Annotated in this window: 18 protein-coding genes; 10 read left to right on the forward strand and 8 right to left on the reverse strand. The window is 71.0% G+C overall.

Translation table 11 applies throughout. The annotated features are described in order from the left end of the window. A partial coding sequence (locus tag AB0I04_RS39835; RefSeq protein ID WP_360897344.1) for an acyl-CoA dehydrogenase family protein occupies positions 1-227 on the reverse strand: 227 nt, incomplete at its 3' end. A 66-nt stretch (positions 228-293) separates the two neighbouring features. Between AB0I04_RS39835 and AB0I04_RS39840 the strand changes: the two genes are divergently transcribed. After that, positions 294-1613, forward strand: a complete 1320-nt coding sequence (locus tag AB0I04_RS39840) for a UDP-glucose/GDP-mannose dehydrogenase family protein (RefSeq protein WP_360897190.1) — start codon at positions 294-296, stop codon at positions 1611-1613. A gap of 74 nt (positions 1614-1687) precedes the next feature. Then, positions 1688-2140: a CoA-binding protein gene (locus AB0I04_RS39845; RefSeq protein ID WP_360897192.1), complete on the forward strand. Its 453-nt coding sequence runs from the start codon at positions 1688-1690 to the stop codon at positions 2138-2140. Here the strand turns inward: AB0I04_RS39845 and AB0I04_RS39850 are convergent, their stop codons facing one another. Further along, complete coding sequence (locus AB0I04_RS39850) at positions 2141-2578, reverse strand: nuclear transport factor 2 family protein (RefSeq protein WP_360897193.1); 438 nt, start codon at positions 2576-2578, stop codon at positions 2141-2143. Between the two features lie 127 nt (positions 2579-2705). Between AB0I04_RS39850 and AB0I04_RS39855 the strand changes: the two genes are divergently transcribed. Then, entirely contained in the window at positions 2706-3497 is a 792-nt protein-coding gene (locus AB0I04_RS39855; RefSeq protein ID WP_360897195.1) for a helix-turn-helix domain-containing protein, read from the forward strand. Between the two features lie 72 nt (positions 3498-3569). On the opposite strand, the gene AB0I04_RS39860 is transcribed toward AB0I04_RS39855, so the two are convergent. From AB0I04_RS39860 to AB0I04_RS39875, 4 genes are all read right to left on the reverse strand, one after another. Beyond that, a complete protein-coding gene (locus tag AB0I04_RS39860) occupies positions 3570-3926 on the reverse strand; it encodes an STAS domain-containing protein (RefSeq protein WP_360897197.1) in 357 nt (118 codons plus the stop codon). Then, positions 3914-4054, reverse strand: a complete 141-nt coding sequence (locus AB0I04_RS39865; RefSeq protein ID WP_360897199.1) for a hypothetical protein — start codon at positions 4052-4054, stop codon at positions 3914-3916. Before AB0I04_RS39865 ends, AB0I04_RS39860 begins: the two co-directional genes overlap by 13 nt. A gap of 103 nt (positions 4055-4157) precedes the next feature. Continuing rightward, entirely contained in the window at positions 4158-4910 is a 753-nt protein-coding gene (locus tag AB0I04_RS39870; protein WP_360897201.1) for a hypothetical protein, read from the reverse strand. 142 nt (positions 4911-5052) lie between these two features. Then, entirely contained in the window at positions 5053-6669 is a 1617-nt protein-coding gene (locus tag AB0I04_RS39875; protein WP_360897203.1) for an LCP family protein, read from the reverse strand. A gap of 81 nt (positions 6670-6750) precedes the next feature. Between AB0I04_RS39875 and AB0I04_RS39880 the strand changes: the two genes are divergently transcribed. Then, positions 6751-7767, forward strand: coding sequence for a glycosyltransferase family 2 protein (locus tag AB0I04_RS39880; protein WP_360897205.1), 1017 nt, complete (start codon positions 6751-6753; stop codon positions 7765-7767). Here the strand turns inward: AB0I04_RS39880 and ispD are convergent. Then, positions 7730-8449, reverse strand: a complete 720-nt coding sequence (gene ispD / locus AB0I04_RS39885) for a 2-C-methyl-D-erythritol 4-phosphate cytidylyltransferase (RefSeq protein ID WP_360897207.1) — start codon at positions 8447-8449, stop codon at positions 7730-7732. The genes AB0I04_RS39880 and ispD overlap by 38 nt on opposite strands. Before the next feature lie 228 nt (positions 8450-8677). Here ispD and AB0I04_RS39890 point away from each other — a divergent pair, with 228 nt between their 5' ends. From AB0I04_RS39890 to AB0I04_RS39915, 6 genes are all read left to right on the forward strand, one after another. After that, positions 8678-10333 (forward strand): CDP-alcohol phosphatidyltransferase family protein, encoded by a 1656-nt coding sequence (locus tag AB0I04_RS39890; protein ID WP_360897209.1) that lies wholly within the window; start codon positions 8678-8680, stop codon positions 10331-10333. Then, on the forward strand, positions 10330-11025 hold the full coding sequence (locus AB0I04_RS39895) for a DUF5941 domain-containing protein (protein ID WP_360897211.1): 696 nt from the start codon (positions 10330-10332) through the stop codon (positions 11023-11025). Before AB0I04_RS39890 ends, AB0I04_RS39895 begins: the two co-directional genes overlap by 4 nt. Further along, a complete protein-coding gene (locus AB0I04_RS39900; protein WP_360897213.1) occupies positions 11022-11753 on the forward strand; it encodes a phosphocholine cytidylyltransferase family protein in 732 nt (243 codons plus the stop codon). The genes AB0I04_RS39895 and AB0I04_RS39900 overlap by 4 nt, the downstream gene beginning before the upstream one ends. 17 nt (positions 11754-11770) lie before the next feature. Then, a complete protein-coding gene (locus AB0I04_RS39905) occupies positions 11771-12826 on the forward strand; it encodes an iron-containing alcohol dehydrogenase family protein (protein WP_360897346.1) in 1056 nt (351 codons plus the stop codon). Further along, positions 12804-13595: a CDP-alcohol phosphatidyltransferase family protein gene (locus tag AB0I04_RS39910; protein WP_360897215.1), complete on the forward strand. Its 792-nt coding sequence runs from the start codon at positions 12804-12806 to the stop codon at positions 13593-13595. The genes AB0I04_RS39905 and AB0I04_RS39910 overlap by 23 nt, the downstream gene beginning before the upstream one ends. A 75-nt stretch (positions 13596-13670) precedes the next feature. Next, complete coding sequence (locus AB0I04_RS39915) at positions 13671-14531, forward strand: glycosyltransferase family 2 protein (RefSeq protein WP_360897217.1); 861 nt, start codon at positions 13671-13673, stop codon at positions 14529-14531. 68 nt (positions 14532-14599) lie between these two features. Here AB0I04_RS39915 and AB0I04_RS39920 read toward each other — a convergent pair whose 3' ends face one another. Further along, positions 14600-16867 (reverse strand): UvrD-helicase domain-containing protein, encoded by a 2268-nt coding sequence (locus AB0I04_RS39920; protein ID WP_360897219.1) that lies wholly within the window; start codon positions 16865-16867, stop codon positions 14600-14602. Positions 16868-16881 lie beyond the last annotated feature (14 nt).

Below are 16881 nucleotides of genomic sequence, written 5' to 3' on the forward strand. Positions count from 1 at the left end.
ACGTGCACGGCGTGCAGGTCGGCCTGCACCAGCGCGTCGTAGACGGCCTGGGGGAACTCCCCGCTCTCATCCGTCTCCGCCGCCCGCGGAGCGATTTTGTCATCGGCCAGCGAGCGCACCGTCTCGCGGAGCATCTGGTGCTCTTCAGAGAGTTCGTACAGAGGAAAGTCTCTGGTCATACGCCGATCGTACGCGGTAAACCTACTCGCCAGTAGGGCCGGTAGCATGCCGTGCGGCCCGTGGGGAGGAAGACGGGGTTCGGGCACAACACTCTTTGGAAAGGAGGCGGGACCTTGGCACAGCGCTTGACCGTGATCGGTACCGGTTACCTGGGCGCCACCCACGCGGCTTGCATGGCCGACCTGGGCTTCGAGGTGCTGGGCGTGGACGTGGACGCTGAGAAGATCGCTCGGCTGACACGCGGCGACCTCCCGGTCTTCGAGCCGGGACTCGAGCCGGTCCTTCGCCGCAACCTGGAGAACGGCCGGCTGCGGTTCACCACGTCCTATGAAGAGGCCGCCGAGTTCGGCGACGTGCACTTCATCTGCGTGGGAACGCCGCAGAAGCCGGGCGAGTACGCCGCGGACATGAGCTACGTCGACGACGCGGTGAACTCCCTGGCGCCGCTGCTCACCCGGGCCTGCGTCGTGGTCGGCAAGTCGACCGTCCCGGTGGGCACCGCGGAGCGGCTGAGCAGGCGGATCTCGGAGCTGAGCCCCGCCGGAGACGTCGTCGAGCTCGCCTGGAACCCGGAGTTCCTCCGTGAGGGCTACGCCGTCCAGGACACGCTGCACCCGGACCGCATCGTCGTCGGCGTTCGCTCGGACCGCGCTGAGAAGATCCTGCGCGAGGTCTACGGATCGATGATCGCCGAGGATGTCCCCTTCGTCGTCGCCGACTTCCCCACCTCTGAGCTCGTCAAGGTGTCCGCCAACGCCTTCCTCGCGACGAAGATCTCGTTCATCAACGCGATGGCCGAGGTCTGCGAGGCGGCGCACGCCGATGTGACCAAGCTCTCCGAGGCCCTGTCCTACGACGACCGGATCGGCGGCAAGTTCCTCGGACCGGGTCTGGGGTTCGGCGGAGGCTGCCTGCCGAAGGACATCCGGGCGTTCATGGCCCGCGCCGGCGAGCTCGGCGTCGACCAGGCGCTGTCGTTCCTGCGCGAGGTGGACGCCATCAACATCCGGCGCCGCATCCGCATGGTCGACCTGGCACGTGAGCTGCTGGGCGGCTCGTTCATCGGCCGTACGGTCGGCGTGCTCGGCGCGGCGTTCAAGCCGAACTCCGACGACATCCGCGACTCGCCCGCCCTCGACGTCGCGACCTCCATCCGCGCCCAGGGCGGCCAGGTCACGGTGTACGACCCGCAGGCGCTCGACAACGCCCGCCGGGCCCACCCGGACCTGCACTACGGCGAGTCGGCGATGGACGCCGTCGCCGGCGCGCACGTCGTGTTGCTGCTCACGGAGTGGAAGGAGTTCCGGGATATCGACCCGGAGATCCTCGGCGCCGCGGTGGCCGAGCGCAACATCGTCGACGGCCGCAACGCGCTCGACCCCGAGCGCTGGCGCGCCGCCGGCTGGCAGTACCGGGCGCTGGGACGCCCCTAACCCCTAGCCCCTGGCTCGCAGCCGGGCGGCCCGTCGCCGGGAAGGCGACGGGCCGCTTGGTGGTTTGCAGGATCATGAGCGACTCTTACGCCGATGAGGCCGTCACCCGCCGGGTGCTGCTCGACTCGCGCACGTGGGCGTTCGTCGGGTTGCGCGACAACCCCGGCCGCACCGCGTACGACATGGCCCAGCTCCTTCAGTCCAGGGGCAAGGCGATCGTCCCGGTCCATCCCGCCACCGAGACCGTCCTCGGCGAGCCGGGCGTCTCCTCGCTGGCCGACGTGACGCAGCGGGTGGACGTCGTCGGTGTCTACCGGCGGGCCGCGCACGCGGGCGAGGTCGCCGACGAGGCGATCAAGCTGTTCGGCTCGTACGGCCCGCGGCGGGACGGCGAGGTCCGGGCGGTGTGGTTCCCGCTGGACGTGATCGATGAGGCCGCCGCGCAGCGCGTACGCGAGGCGGGCATCGACGTCGTCATGGACCGCTGCCCGGCCATCGAGTGGGCGCGCCTCCGCCTGCCCCGCTGATCACCTTCCGAGGACTTCGGCGATTTCATCGCGGAACTCCGCGCCGGCGAGGTTGTCGCCGTAGTCGCGCGAGTGGACGATCAGGCCGTCCCTGACCCGGATCACCATGACGTACGAGGAGGCGTACGGCCGGCCGGACCGGGTCATCGTGCCGTGCAGGGTGTACTCGGCGATGACCACCTCAGGGTCCGAGGTCTCCCAGAGGACCAGCGGATCGACCTTGGTGAAGCGGCGCGCCGGGGCGACGGCCTTGAACCGGGCGCGGTGACCCTCGCGTCCTTCGAAGCGCTCGGGGATTCCCGGCGGGGCGAACGGGAGCTCGATGACGGCGTCCGGCGCGTACAGGTCGGCGACGTCGTCCCAGGCGTTGTCGGCGGAGGCTTGGAGGAAACGCTCGACGACCTGACGGGGTGTGGCGGTGGCCGGTGATGCGGACACGGAAGACTCCAGGGGAGACAGGGCCTTAAGGCCGGGCATAGAATCGGAGCGATCGCTCCGGTTGAGACGTTACGGAACGTGCGCTCCGGTTGTCAATCGGCCCGACCGCGGAGGGAAGAGAGGTGGCATGTCCGGATCCGTCGACTCCGGGACGGGAGAGCGGCGAGCGGACGCCCGGCGTAACCGTGCTCGTGTGCTGGAGGCCGCTCAGGAGGTGTTCGCCGCCGACGGGCTCGCGGTGCCCCTGAGTGAGATTGCCCGGCGAGCCGGGGTCGGGCCGGGAACGGTGTACCGCCATTTCGCGAGCAAGGAGGCGCTGTTCGAGGCGGTGGTGGCCGACCGGCTCGCCCGCCTCGTCGACGAGACGGCCGCCCTGGCCGCCGACGACGATCCAGAGGCGGCGTTCTTCGCCGCCTTCTCCCTGGTCGTGGAGCGGGCCTCGCTCAACAGGGCGTTGTGCGAGGCGCTCATGGATCGTACGGGGCGGAGCGTGGAGGTCGCGGCCGAGGTCAGGGAACGCTACCGCGCCGCGCTCGCGGCGTTGCTCGAGCGGGCCCAGCGAGCCGGAGCCGTACGCGCCGACGTGACCGTGGACGACGTCCAGCGTCTCGCTCGCGGTTGCATGAGCATGGAGCAGGAAGGCTCATCCGGGCGGGCCACCGCGATCGTCTGTGACGGACTCCGGTCGTCCCGCCCGGAGCCTCCGGCCAGCCTGCCGCCCGTAACGAAACGGGTGCCCGAGGTGCGTAACGAAAGTCGGCCGGAAACGACGCGTGCGCGGTCCGCCGCGAAGGCGGCGGGCTGTGCGGAGTGCGGGGCGCCCATCGAGACGGCGCACACCGGAAGGCCGGCCCGGTTCTGCGGGGCGGCCTGCCGGCAGAAGGCGCACCGCCGGCGTACGGCCGGCCGGACCGATTGAGACGTTCAGAGCCTGTCTCGAAGTCCCCGCCTGGGCGCCGCGCAGTAGGACAGCGGGGCTTCGAGGCAGGCCCTAGAAGGTCGTGGCGCCGGTGCGGGCTCCGAGGGCGTCTTCGACGGTCGCGTGGACGGGGACCGCGGAGGCGATCCCGGTGATCTCCACGACGCGGGCGGGGCTGCGCTGCAGCGCGGCCAGGCCGGGCGTGCCACCGAGTCGGCGCGTCCTCTCGCAGGTCATGAGCAGAACTCCCAGGCCGCTCGTGTCGAGGAACGTCAGCCCGCCGAGGTCGAAGACCAGGTCGTCGCCCTCGTGCAGGATCTCCGGGAGCCATGCCTCCAGTTCGCGCGCGGTGAGGGCGTCGAGCTCCCCGCCGGCCGAGACGACGGTGGTTCCGGGCAGGCGTCGGTGCGTGAGCGTCAGCAGTTCCATGGGTGGGCTTCTCCGCTTCGCTTGATCAGCTGAACGCCCGTCTCGGGGGGAATCAGATCGAACCGGCCGATCGGCCGCTCGGTGGCGATGTCGCAGACACCAGAGGGCTCCCAGGGGGAAGTGGCCATGACGGACGTCCTTTTTGTGAGAAAAGACGGTCCCGCGCCCCTTTTTTGCCTGTGTGTCGGATCTTACGGTTTTTGTCCATGAGGCGCCAGTGTCGTATCCACGTCAGTGAGGGCGGCGCATCTCGCGGGTGCCACCGTCATCCTCGTCCGGCGGGGTGAAGAACGACCGCTCGCGGTGCGACCGCTCCGGCTCGTACAACGGCACGTCGAACTCCGTCTGCCCGTAGGCGGTGGCGGGCGCCTCGGAGGACCCGTAGACGTGGACGTCCCCCGGCTCTGCCGCCCCGTACGCGGCGTTGCGCGGCGTCCCGTACGTCGGGGTGCTGCCGTCGTCGTCGCCGCGCGCGGCGTGGCGGCCCCGACCGCTGGACGTGGCGCGTCGCGGCGACTCCTCGGACTCGGGCAGGCCGTACTCGTACGCCGGTTCGGCGTCATCGCCGGACCAGGCACGCCACCGCGAGGGGAAGAAGGACCCGAACAGCAGGCCGACGCCGACGAACAGCATGAACCCCTCCTCCTCCAGGCCGGCGAGCGTGACGCGCTGGCCCTTGAGGGGAAAGCGGTTGATGAGGTCGGTGGTCGTCTTCTGGGAGATGAAGAACAGCACGCCGGCCGCGGTGAGGATCAGCCCGCCGAGCAGCGAGCCCAGCGGCGACAGCCGTGAGGACGTGAGCAGGGCGAAGACGATGGCGGCACCGGCCAGCAGGCCTCCGCCGAGCCACTTGTCGGTCGTGTGGCCCTGCATCACGAAGCCGTGCTGCAGGCGGTACGTACCGAAGATCAGAAGCCCGGCGAGAGCGGCCGTGAGGATCAGCCCCAAGAGGAGTCCCCAGGCGTGGCGGGCGCCGTTCGACATGGATGTTCCTCCCAGTGGGCGGCGACACCGGCGGTGGTCGCCGGTTCACCAGCAGGCTAGTGGCCCGACGAGCTGGGAAAAAGAAGCATCTTCCGGACACGGTGATCTGACTTCGCCGGTCAGGTCGATCTCACGGTCGAGGTCACGTGCAGAGGTTCTGCGTGGCCGTCTTCGCGTTCACCTGCTGCTGGGAGCCGCCGGCGGGCGCCTGGGCGGGCGCGTTGACCGTGACCTTCTTCGCCCCGGACCAGGACGACCCGACCACCACCTGCAGCCGGGACCCGAGCCCGGCCACCTCCTTCAGTCGCGCTCCCGGGATCGCCGCCTTGAGCGTCTTCGCCGAGTCCTCCCGGCCCGGCGAGTACTGGATGACGGTCGTCTCGACCCCGTGCCGCGTGCCCAGCACCACGCTCGCCCGGAACCCCGCGTCGCGCAGGTCGCCGGTGGCCTTGGTGGCCAGCCCGAAAGTGCCGACGCCGTTGATGACCCGGACGTCGATGTCGCGAGGGGCCACGGTGAGGCCGCCCGGCTTCGCGGTCGGCGAGGCGCCGGCCGGAGAACTCGGCGAGGCCTTCGGCGCCTCGACGATCGGCTTGTCCCGCTGGATCTGGTCGAAGAGCCGCCCGGCGGCGTTGTCGTCCCACAGCACGGTGGACTGGCGCACCCCGGCGATCGGTGTCAGGTAGTTGCTGTTGGCCAGCGGCACCGTCGTGAAGGCGATGCTGTCCGTGCTCATCCCCTTCATCTGCGTCGCCAGCGACGTCAGCGTGCCCTTCGACAGCTCCTTGTCCGCCCGGATCGTGCTCAGCGCCGCGCTCAGCACGGCCGGGTACTTCGTCGGGTCGGTCAGCGCCTTGTGCGCCACGGCGGACATGAACTGCTGCTGCCGGTTGATCCGGCCCAGGTCGCTGCCGCCGGTCAGGGTGTAGCGGGCGCGCGAGTAAGCGAGCGCGGTCTTGCCGTCCACGGTGGTCTTGCCCGCGGGTAGCTGTAGGCCGCTCTTGGGGTCGTTGATCGGCTGGCTCGTGCAGACGGTGACGCCGCCGAGCGCGTCCACGACCTTGATGAAGCCCAGGAAGTTGATCTCGACGTAGTGGTCGACGTGCACGCCGGTGACCCGCTCGACCGTCTGCACGGCGAGCGTCGGCCCGCCGTACATGTAGGCCCAGTTGAGCTTGCCCTGCCGTTCGCCGACGTCCGTGCCGCGCGCCCCTTCGCTGCCGTTGGACTTGTGCGACGGAATGGTGACGAGAGAGTCGCGCGGCAGACTGACCACGGTTATCTTGTCGTGCTTCGACGAGACGTGCACCAGCATCATCGTGTCGGAGCGTTCGCCGTCGGCCCGGCCCAGGTGCAGGTCGCTGATCTGCTGGGCGGTGAGTCCCTCACGGCGGTCGACGCCGGCCAGCAGGATGTTCATCGAGCCCTCGGGCCCGGAGTCGGGGCGGTTCTTCAGCCCCTCGAAGGCGTTGACGCGCCGCACGCTGCCGAGGACGTAGTCCTGGAACGCCCAGCCGCCGCCGGAGAACAGCAGTACCGCCGTCGACAGCACGCCCGTCGTCACCAGGTAGCGGCGCTGCCGCCGCGCGCCGTCCGGTGCCACGGCCGTCCTGCGGGCGGAGCGCTCGACGCGCACGTGGGAGGACTCGGCGTCGCCGAACGCGACGCCCTCGACCTCCGCGGCGTCGTCGTCACCCGGAGCGCCAGGGCGGGGGCGGAAGTAACGCTCCTGCGGGTCGGACTCCTCGTCGTGTGCCATGACGGCTCGCCTCTCCGGGGGGTGCGAAGTCTTGCCTTCATTGCGGCGTTCCTCGCGTTCGTACAGTACCGTGGCGCCGTCATGAATCCCTCGCCCAACACACAGGTCGCCCGAAACCGCGTTTGGCCGGCCGTGTCAGTGATCATGCCCGTGCTCAATGAGGAGCGGCATCTCGCGGAGGCGGTCAGGTCCATCCTCACCCAGGACTACCCGGGTGAGCTGGAGCTCGTGATCGCTGTCGGGCCCTCCCGCGACCGTACGCAGGAGATCGCCGAGAAGCTCGCGGCCGACGATCCGCGCATCGTCGTCGTCGCGAACCCGACGGGCCGTACCCCCAACGGCCTGAACGCCTGCATCCAGGCGTCGCGGCACGACATCGTCGTCCGGGTCGACGGCCACTCACTGCTGCCGTCCGACTATGTGCTCGCGGCCGTCGAGACGCTCGAGGAGACCGGCGCGGACAACGTCGGCGGCATCATGGCCGCCGAGGGCGTCACGCCGTTCGAGAAGGCCGTCGCCCGCGCGATGACCACCAAGATCGGCATCGGCAACGCGACGTTCCACATCGGCGGCGGGTCGGGCGAGGCGGAGACGGTCTACCTCGGCAGCTTCCGGCGCAGCGCCCTCGACCGGGTCGGCGGGTACGACGAGACGTTCGTCCGCGCGCAGGACTGGGAGATGAACCACCGCATCCGCCAGACCGGCGGCAAGGTCTGGTTCACGCCCCGCATGCGCGTGACGTATCGGCCCCGGCCCAACATCCGGGCGCTGGCCAAGCAGTTCTTCCACACGGGCAAGTGGCGGCGTGTCGTCGGCCGCGAGCACCAGGGCACGCTCAACCTGCGCTACCTCGCGCCGCCGCTGGCCGTCGTCGCGATGGCCGCCGGCGTGGTCGCGGGCGTCTTCGGCTTCTGGCCCGGCTGGATCATCCCCGGCGGGTACGCCGCCCTGATCCTCGCGGGCTCGGTCGCGACCGGGCGGGGCCTGCCGTTCTCGGCGTGGGTGCGGCTGCCGGCGGTGTACGCGACGATGCACGTCGCGTGGGGCCTCGGCTTCCTGCTCAGCCCGCCGAGCCTGGGGCGCTCTCGCGAGCGGTGATCTGTTCGGCGATCAGCAGGTCGACCGGATGCGTGATCTTGATGTTCTGCTCGCTGCCCAAGACGACCTGGATGGGGATCTCGGGCAGGTAGCGGTGCACCACGCCGCAGTCGTCCGTCGGCGGGCGCTCGGTGAACCCCGGGTCGGCCAGCGCGCGCTCGTACGCCGCGCGGATCGTCGCGAGCCGGAACCCCTGCGGCGTCTGGAAACGGCGCAGCCGGTCCCGCGTCGGCATCTCCACGACCCGGTCCTCCTCGACCACGACGACCGTGTCGGACGAGGGCACCGCCACCGCGACGACCTCGTCGCGCTCCAGCGCGGCGACGCAGTCGGCGATGATCCGGGCGTCGACGAACGGGCGGGCCGCGTCGTGGAACAGCACGCGGGCGTCGCCCGGCCGATCCTCCAGCGCGGCCAGGGCCCGCAGCGTCGACTCGGTACGGGTGGCGCCGCCCTCGACGACGTCGGCGACCTTGGTGTACGGCTTGGCGATCACCTCCGCCTCGGCCACGTGCCCGGCGGCCATCACCACGAGGACCTCGTCGATGTCCGGCGCCGAGTCGAACGCCTCGATCGCACGGGCGAGAATGGGGCGGCCGCCCACCGTCGCCAACTGCTTCGGCGCGTTCAGTCCCAGGCGCAGGCCCGTTCCACCGGCGAGGACGACCGCAATGGTGCTCATGTGCCCGCACTTTACTGTCCGCCACGTACACGGTGAGGGCCTACCGCGCGTCGACAGCGGTAACCTATGGGGACCTTTGCCGCGTCACCCGGCTGAACGGATGTTTACGGCGAGGAGGCGGCGCCGTGACGGTCGCGGTATGGTCGGCGCTCGCATCTCACCGCTCTGCCGGAGAGAGACCCCCACCCCAGACCTGAGGACTACAGACATGATCTTCGGAGGGTGCCGATGACGTTGGCAGTGGTTCTCGCGACCGAGGCGGTCGCGTCCGGGTCCACGCCGACGGCCGGCCTCACGCTCCCGGGCGGCGGCCCCGTAGTCGCCCGTGTGCTCGCCCAGCTCCAGTCCCTCGACGTCGCCGACCGCCGTGTGATCGCCCGCCCCGAGTTCGCCGAAACGCTCCGGGAAGAGGGCTGCGAGGTCGTCGAGTCCAAGGGGCTCGCCGACGACCTGCGCGAGATCGCGCGCGTGGCCCGTGCTGCGAAGGAGCCGATGCTCATCCTCCACGGTGACGTCGTCGCCCATCGCGAGGTGATCGCCCGGCTCGTCTTCAACTCCAAGGCTCCGGCCTCCGCCGTCGTCGCCCGTGTCCCCGTGGACGACGACGACCTCACCCGCCCTCTCGTCCGGATCGGCAAGGGCCGCATCAGGTCCGCCGGATCCCCGTACCACCAGGTGACCGACCCGAACGCCGTCTTCCGCGGCGTCCTGCGCGTGTCCCAGGAGGAGACCGCCACCCTCGCGCAGGTGGCCGAGAAGCTCGCCGAGCTGGCCGACAAGCCGGACGGCTTCACGGAGATCAGCCCGATCCGCCACCTGTGGCAGGACCCGGCTGACACCGGGGACGCCGACATCGAGCAGGCCGACGGCGACTACCAGAGCGCCCTGGCCACCACCCCGATCACCGGAGACGACGCGCCGGCACTGCTCGTCGTCGGTCTGGTGCGGTCGGGCGTGAAGGTGACCGGCCGCGGCAACAGCGTCCTGCTCTGCGAGCGGGTCCTCGACCAGACGCAGGCCGACGCGGCGCAGCGCGCCGTCGACGCCGTCGACGAGGACAAGGTCCGGCTCAGCACCGCGGTCAAGAGCAACGACGGCTTCTTCACCACGTACGCGGTCAGCACCTACTCCCGCTACATCGCCCGCTGGTGCGGCAAGCGCGGCTGGACGCCGAACTTCGTCACCGCGATCTCGATGGGGATCTCGGTGGTGGCCGCCTACTTCTTCTCCACCGGCCAGCGGTGGGGGATGGTCCTCGGCGGCGTGTCGCTGTACTTCGCGTTCGTCTTCGACTGTGTCGACGGGCAGCTGGCCCGCTACACCCGCCAGTTCAGCACTCTGGGCGCCTGGCTCGACGCGACGTTCGACCGTGCCAAGGAGTACACCGTGTTCGGCGGGTTGGCCGCGGGCTCGACCGCGGCGGCGGTCGGCAGCTCGGTGCACGGCGGCGACGTGTGGTTCCTCGCGGTGACCGCCATCACCGCGCAGACCTGCCGTCACATGGTCGACTTCGCGTTCGGCGCGTCGAAGCGGCGGACGCCTCCCGAGCCGATCCCGATCGTTCCGCTCGGCAGGGCGGACGACCGCGTGCTGGACGAGCCGGAGCCGACGAAGAGCCGCCCGAAGGGCAGTGGTCTGAGCCACCTCGCGGTGTGGCTGTCCGCACGCTCGGAGAAGGTCCGCGTCTTCCACTGGTTCAAGAAGATGATCGTGCTGCCGATCGGTGAGCGGTTCGCGCTGATCGCACTGACCGCCATGTTCTTCAACGCCCATGTGACGTTCATCGCGCTGCTCTCGTGGGGCGCCGTCGCCGCCTTCTACACGGTCGCCGGCCGTTTCCTCCGTTCCCTCACCCAGCCCAGGGCGGTGGCAGTCCAGAAATGAGCACAGTAGTTCCCGGCATGTCGCCGGCGGGCGACCAGCCCGCCCCCGCTCACGCCCCCGTCCCGGACGCCGAGCTCGCCTACCACGGGAGCCGGCTGGTCGCCTACCGCGACGACGGCCCGATCGCCCACGTGCTCGGCCGGCTCACCAAGGGACAGCTTCCGCCGTTGCTCCCGCTGCTGGTCGCGGGTATCGTCACCGCGATCCTGCTGGTGGCCGGGGTCAACGGCCAGACCAGCCCGGCGGTCTTCGCCCCGGTGCTGGTGCTGCTGCTGGCGGGCCCGGGCTCCACGCATCCGCACAGCGGACGGCTGGACTGGTTCGTGCCGCCGCTGATGCGGGCGATCGAATACGGCTACCTGGCGACGCTGGCCTTCGCCCACGACGTTTCCAAGCCGCTGGTGTACGCCTTCCTGTTCGTGCTGGCCTACCACCACTACGACACCGTCTACCGCACGCGGCAGCGGCTGTGGCCGGCCAAGTGGGTGTTCGTCGCCGGCCTGGGCTGGGAGGGCCGCATGCTCATCGCGGCGGTCGCCACGCTCCTGGGGAAGCTGCCCATCGTTCTGGCGGTCCTCGGCGTCTACTTCCTGCTGCTGTTCGGCATCGAGAGCGTCTACACCTGGGTGCGGACCGGTACGGGCAAGGGCGTCATGGTCAATCTCGAGGAAGAGGAGGAAGCCGGCTCATGATCGGTATGGTTCTGGCCGCGGGAGCGGGGCGTCGGCTCCGTCCGTACACGGACACGCTGCCCAAGGCTCTGGTGCCGGTCGACGGTGAGACGACGATCCTCGACATCGCGCTCGGCAACCTCGCCGAGGTCGAGCTGACCGACGTCGTCATCGTCGTCGGGTACCGCTCGGAGGCGGTCGAGCAGCGCAAGGCCGCGCTGGAGAGCCGGTACGGCGTCTCGATCACGCTGGTGCACAACGACAAGGCCGAGGAGTGGAACAACGCCTACTCCATGTGGCTGGCCCGCGACCACTTCGCCGACGGCGTCCTGATGGTCAACGGCGACACGGTGCACCCGGTGAGCGTCGAGAAGACCCTGCTGGGCAACCGCGGCCCGGACATTCTCCTCGCCGTCGACGACCAGAAGAAGCTCGCCGACGAGGAGATGAAGGTCATCCTCGACGGCGACCGTCACCTGCAGCGCATCACCAAGCTGATGGACCCGTCCGAGGCGGCCGGCGAGTACATCGGCGCCACGCTGCTGGAGCCGGCCGCGGCTCGGCCGCTCGCGGACGCGCTGAAGGCCACCTGGGAGCGCGACCCCGACCTGTACTACGAGGACGGCTACCAGGAGCTGGTGAACCGCGGCGGCAAGATCTCGGTGGCCCCGATCGGCGCGGTCGACTGGGTCGAGGTCGACAACCACGACGACCTGGAGAAGGCCCGCCGGATCGCCAAGGAATACTGATGCCGCTGCTCACGCGGATGCTCCCCGCGCCGCTGTCCATCGACGTGCGGCGCGGGGCCATCGCCCATCTCGGTGAGCTCCTCGCCGACCGGCGAATCGCCACCGAGGGCCGCGTCGCCATCGCGGTGGGCCCGGGGCAGGGCGACCAGATCGCCGAGCACGTACGGCCGAGCCTGCAGGCGTGCGAGGTGTTCCACGTCGACGGCGGCACGGTGGACGCCGCCATGTCGCTCGGCTCGCGGCTGCGCAGCGGCTCGTACGAGGCGGTCGTCGGCATCGGCGGCGGCAGGACCATCGACGCGACCAAGTACGCCGCGACGCTCGCCGGCATGCCGATGGTCTCCGTCGCCACGAACCTCTCCCACGACGGCATCTGCTCGCCGACGGCCTCCCTCGAGCACGAGAAGGGCAAGAACTCCTTCGGCGTCGCGATGCCGCTGGCCATGGTCGTCGACCTGGACTACGTCCGCGCCGCGCCGGACCGTCTCGTACGGGCCGGGATCGGCGACGTGCTGAGCAACTTCTCCGCGGTCGACGACTGGCTGCTGTCCAACCGGGAGCAGGGCGACCCGATCGACCGGCTCGCGCTGACCCTCGCCCGTACGGCCGGCGAGGCGCTCATCTACCAGCCGAAGTCGATCGAGTCGGACGAGTTCCTCACCGTCCTGGCGGAGGGCCTGGTGCTGTCCGGCATGGCGATGTCGTTCGCCGGGTCCTCACGCCCGGCCAGCGGCGGCGACCACGAGATCCTGCACGCCATCGACCACCTCTTCCCCGGCACCGCCAACCACGGCGAGCTGGCCGGGATCGGTGCGGCCTTCTGTTATCACCTCCGCGCGACGCATCTCGGTGAGGGCTCCGAACGCCTCACGGAGATCGTGGCGAGCCTGGATCGTCATGGACTCCCCAAGACTCCGCATGACATCGGTCTGACCGAGGAGCAGTTCGCCGAGGCGGTGGCGTACGCTCCCCAGACACGGCCAGGCCGGTACACCATTCTCGAGCACCTCGGACTCGACGAGGGCGCTGTGCTGAAAGCGGTACGCGAATATGTCGGCACCTTCGCTGGCTGAGGTCCGGGCGGGCGGTCAGCCACCCGGTCTCAAGGATCGACGGAACGAAGAGCACTGGGCGGGGCGGCTGTACATGCGCAGCATCTCGCCCTTCTTCAGCTGGATCTTCATCCGGATCGGGTTCAGCCCGAACCAGCTGACCTACATGATGATCGTCTGCGGCATGCTCGGCGGTGTGGCCGTCGCGGTCGACGGCCGTGGCACCGCGGGCCTGGTGTGGGCGATCGTCGGCGCCGTGCTGATCCAGGCCTACCTGCTGCTGGACTGCTCCGACGGCGAGGTGGCGCGGTTCCGCAACCGCACGTCCATCACCGGTATCTTCCTCGACCGGATCGGGCACTACATGTCGGAGGTCGCGCTGCTCGTCGGCCTCGGCGTCCGAGCCCAGGGCGCGTGGGAGAACGGCGGCTACGTCGAGCTGGGCCTGCTGGCCGCGCTGGGCGCCGCCCTGATCAAGGCCGAGACCGACAACGTCGTCGTCGCCCGGGCCAAGGGGGGCATGCCCGCCGAGCCGGTGAGCGGCGACCGCGCGCTGCGCCCGGAGTCGACCGGCTTGGCGCTGGCGCGCGAGGCCGTCTCGATGCTGAAGCTCCACCGCATCATCGGCGCGGTCGAGCTGTCCCTGCTGATCGTGGCGGCCGCGGTCGTCGACCACCTGACGCACGGCCTGACCGCGACGAGGGTCCTCGCCGTCGCCGTGGCGGTCGTGGCCGTCCTGCAGACCGGGCTGCACTTCGTCAGCATCGTCGCCTCCCGGAGGCTCAAGTGAACAAGGTCGCGTTCCGGAGGCTCAAATGAACGAGACGGACCCCAGCGGGGTCCGAGTCGAGTCGGGGAGGCGCGCGTGAGGCTGTCCGTCGTCGTACTGACCATGGGCAACCGCCCGGCCGAGCTCGAACGCGCCGTCAAGAGCGCCCTGAACCAGAAGTACGTCGACGTCGAGATCGTCCTCGTCGGCAACGGCGCGGACGTCCCCGGCTCCTGGCCGGAGAACGTCAAGGTGCTCCGGCTGCCGGAGAACGTCGGCATCCCGGCCGGCCGCAACCGAGGCGTCGAGGCGTCGACGGGCGAGCTGATCCTCTTCCTCGACGACGACGGCTGGTACGAGTCGGCGGAGCTCGGCGCGCGTCTGCGGGACATGTTCGACGCCGACCCGAAGCTCGGCATCGTCTCCTTCCGGGTGCGCGACCCCGAGGGCGGGCCGGGGGAGCGGCGTCACGTCCCCCGGCTACGTGCCGGTGACCCGCTCCGGTCGTCGGACGTCACGACGTTCCTGGGCGGCGCCTGCGCGATGCGCCGCGCCGTGTTCGACATCGCCGGCGGGCTGCCGGAGGACTTCTTCTACGCCCACGAGGAGACCGACCTCGCCTGGCAGGCCCTGGGCGCCGGATACCGCATCGTGTACGACGCCGAGTCGGTGATGTTCCACCCGGCCGTCGCGCCCACCCGGCACGAGATGTTCTACCGGCTGAACGCCCGCAACCGGGTCTGGCTGGCGCGCCGCAACCTGCCCTGGCCGCTCGTGTTCGTCTACCTGGGCGTCTGGGTGGCGATGACGGTCGTCCGCGAGCGCAACCGGGCCGCGCTCCGCCCCTGGCTCAGCGGCTTCCGCGAGGGCTGGCGCAAACCGGCGGGCCGCCGCCGCCCGATCTCCTGGGGCACCGTCTGGCGCATGACCCGCCTCGGCCGCCCCCCGGTCATCTGACCGCAGACGAGGGCCCGTCTCCGTGCTGTGTCTTCCCGACCAACCGGCCCCGACCGACCCCCCGGCTGTCACCAGAGGGGGATCGTTCCCTTGTGAGGTGACAGCGGGCCGCGGGCGTCGTCGCCCGCGCCGGGCTTCATCCCCGTGCGGGCCCCGTCCCGTCCGGTGAGGATGGCCTGCCAGTCCGGGGCGGTGGTGAGGACGGTGAGGCGCTGGGTGGCGCGGGAGACGGCGACGTAGAGCGTGCGCAGCCCCATCCGCGAGTAGTCCGCGATCTCGCCCGGCTCGACGATCAGGGCCGCGTCGAACTCCAGGCCCTTCGCCTCGAGCGCGTCGAGGACCTGCACGCGCTCCGGGAGACCGGGCAGCGGCGGGGCCGGGTGGCCGACCGGCAGGATGACGCCGACGGTGCCCTCGACCGCGTCGGCGAGGGCGGCCGCCTCGGCACGGACGTTCCCGTCGAGAGCGGGGACGTGACGGATCAGCGGGACGTGGCCCGAGGCGCGCACCGCGCGGGCGGGCCGGGCCTCCGGTACCGCGCGGGCCAGCACCCGCGCTGCCACCTCCGCGATCTCGGTCGAGTTGCGGTAGTTGGTGGTCAGCTCGAAGGTGTGCCGGGGGCGGCGGCCGAGGGCGGCGTCCATCGCCTTGCCCGCGGCGGCGGAGTCCTCCCAGGCGCTCTGCGCCGGGTCCGCGACGATCGTCCAGGTCGCGTGCCGGCCACGCCTGCCGAGCATGCGCCACTGCATCGGCGACAGGTCCTGCGCCTCGTCCACGACGATGTGGGCGTACTCCACCGGGAGGTCCTCATCGTCCTCGTCGTCGCGGCGCATGGCCTGCTCGCGGCGCTCGACGTAGGTGGTGAGCTCCCGCAGCGTCAGGTCGTCGTCCTCGGTCTCGACCCGCTCGCCCGTGAAGACGTTCACGCCGTCGATCACGAACGGATCCTCCGCCTTGCGCTTCTTCGCGCTCCGGGCCGGTCGCGGCCGGGGCCCGAGGATGGTGCCGACCTCGTCGAGCAGCGCGATGTCGAGGTACGACCACGGGCCCCGCCAGGACTCCGCGAGCGATTTGACCTGGCGGTCGGTGAGGGCGCGGCCGGCGGCGCGGCGCAGCCGGTCCTCGTCGGCCAGCGAGCGCAGCACGTCGGCCGGGCGGCGGACCGGCCACCAGGCGCGCAGGAATTCCACGAAGCGCCGCTCGTCGCGGACGCGCTCGGTGAACGCCGCCCGCGTCGTGGGGGCGTCGTCCAGGCCGCCGATCTCCTGGAACCGCTCCCAGAGGGCGGTGAGGAGGAGCTCCGCCGCGCGGGGATAGGCGGTGTTCACCGCGCCGTGCGCGCTGCGGTGGACGTCCCGGCGGACGCGGTCGAGCGCGTCCCGGTCCAGCGCGACGACGACGCCACGGTAGACGGTGCGCAGCTCGTCCGGGCTGCCCGGCGGGGCGTCCTGGACGGCGCGGCGGAGCAGGCGCGTCATCATGGGGGCGCCCTTGAGGCGGGTCATGTCCGGCGCGTCGTGTCCGGCCGCCTCCGCACCCGGGACGAGGTCGCCGAGCGAGCGCAGGGTGGCGCCGCCCTCACCGAGCGACGGCAGCACGCGTTCGATGTAGGCGGTGAACCGAGGGTTCGGGCCGACGATCAGCACGCCGCGCGAGCCGAACCGGCGCCGGTGCCGGAACAGCAGGTACGCGACGCGGTGCAGGGCGACCGCGGTCTTGCCGGTGCCGGGACCGCCCTGGACGATCACGGTGCCGTCGGCGGGGGCGCGGATCACCTCGTCCTGCTCGCGCTGGATCGTGGCGACGATGTCCCGCATCACGCCCTCGCGGCTGCGGGCCAGGGAGGCCAGGAACGCGCCGTCGCCGACGATCGTGAGGTCGGGGCGGGCACCCGGGATCAGCAGGTCGTCCTCCAGATCGACGACCTTGCGGCCCCGGCAGTGCAGCACGCGGCGGCGAACGACGCCCTGGGGGTCCTCCGGGGTCGCGCGATAGAACGCCTCGGCCGCAGGAGCGCGCCAGTCGATCACGAGGGAGTCGTGCTCGCTGGTGCGCACGCCGATCCGCCCGACGTACAGCGTCTCACCGCCGACCAGGTCGAGACGCCCGAAGACGAGGCCCTCCTCGGCGATGTCGAGCGCTTGGCTCCGGACGGCGGCCTGGTGGACCATCGCGTCGCGGTCGACCAGCGAGCCCTTCGTGCCGGCCTGCGCCTGGCGGTACCCCTCCTCGAGCATCCGGCGGGCGGCCGCACGCATCTCCTCGAGGCGGGCGTACGCCTCGTCGACGCGGGCCTGCTCTGCGGCGATCTGCTCGTCCTTGACGGTGGGCACCATGGAGCAATTATCGG

The organism is Actinoallomurus sp. NPDC050550 (genome assembly GCF_040655075.1).
Classification (GTDB): domain Bacteria; phylum Actinomycetota; class Actinomycetes; order Streptosporangiales; family Streptosporangiaceae; genus Actinoallomurus.

Excerpts from the sequence above, each read along its gene's own strand:
- AB0I04_RS39905 (WP_360897346.1), top strand. The coding sequence starts at position 11,771 with ATGCTCCCCGCGCCGCTGTCCATCGACGTGCGGCGCGGGGCCATCGCC.
- AB0I04_RS39860 (WP_360897197.1), bottom strand. The coding sequence starts at position 3,926 with ATGGAACTGCTGACGCTCACGCACCGACGCCTGCCCGGAACCACCGTC.
- AB0I04_RS39855 (WP_360897195.1), top strand. The coding sequence starts at position 2,706 with ATGTCCGGATCCGTCGACTCCGGGACGGGAGAGCGGCGAGCGGACGCC.
- AB0I04_RS39900 (WP_360897213.1), top strand. The coding sequence starts at position 11,022 with ATGATCGGTATGGTTCTGGCCGCGGGAGCGGGGCGTCGGCTCCGTCCG.
- ispD (WP_360897207.1), bottom strand. The coding sequence starts at position 8,449 with ATGAGCACCATTGCGGTCGTCCTCGCCGGTGGAACGGGCCTGCGCCTG.
- AB0I04_RS39870 (WP_360897201.1), bottom strand. The coding sequence starts at position 4,910 with ATGTCGAACGGCGCCCGCCACGCCTGGGGACTCCTCTTGGGGCTGATC.
- AB0I04_RS39865 (WP_360897199.1), bottom strand. The coding sequence starts at position 4,054 with ATGGCCACTTCCCCCTGGGAGCCCTCTGGTGTCTGCGACATCGCCACC.
- AB0I04_RS39875 (WP_360897203.1), bottom strand. The coding sequence starts at position 6,669 with ATGGCACACGACGAGGAGTCCGACCCGCAGGAGCGTTACTTCCGCCCC.
- AB0I04_RS39845 (WP_360897192.1), top strand. The coding sequence starts at position 1,688 with ATGAGCGACTCTTACGCCGATGAGGCCGTCACCCGCCGGGTGCTGCTC.
- AB0I04_RS39880 (WP_360897205.1), top strand. The coding sequence starts at position 6,751 with ATGAATCCCTCGCCCAACACACAGGTCGCCCGAAACCGCGTTTGGCCG.
- AB0I04_RS39895 (WP_360897211.1), top strand. The coding sequence starts at position 10,330 with ATGAGCACAGTAGTTCCCGGCATGTCGCCGGCGGGCGACCAGCCCGCC.
- AB0I04_RS39890 (WP_360897209.1), top strand. The coding sequence starts at position 8,678 with ATGACGTTGGCAGTGGTTCTCGCGACCGAGGCGGTCGCGTCCGGGTCC.
- AB0I04_RS39910 (WP_360897215.1), top strand. The coding sequence starts at position 12,804 with ATGTCGGCACCTTCGCTGGCTGAGGTCCGGGCGGGCGGTCAGCCACCC.
- AB0I04_RS39920 (WP_360897219.1), bottom strand. The coding sequence starts at position 16,867 with ATGGTGCCCACCGTCAAGGACGAGCAGATCGCCGCAGAGCAGGCCCGC.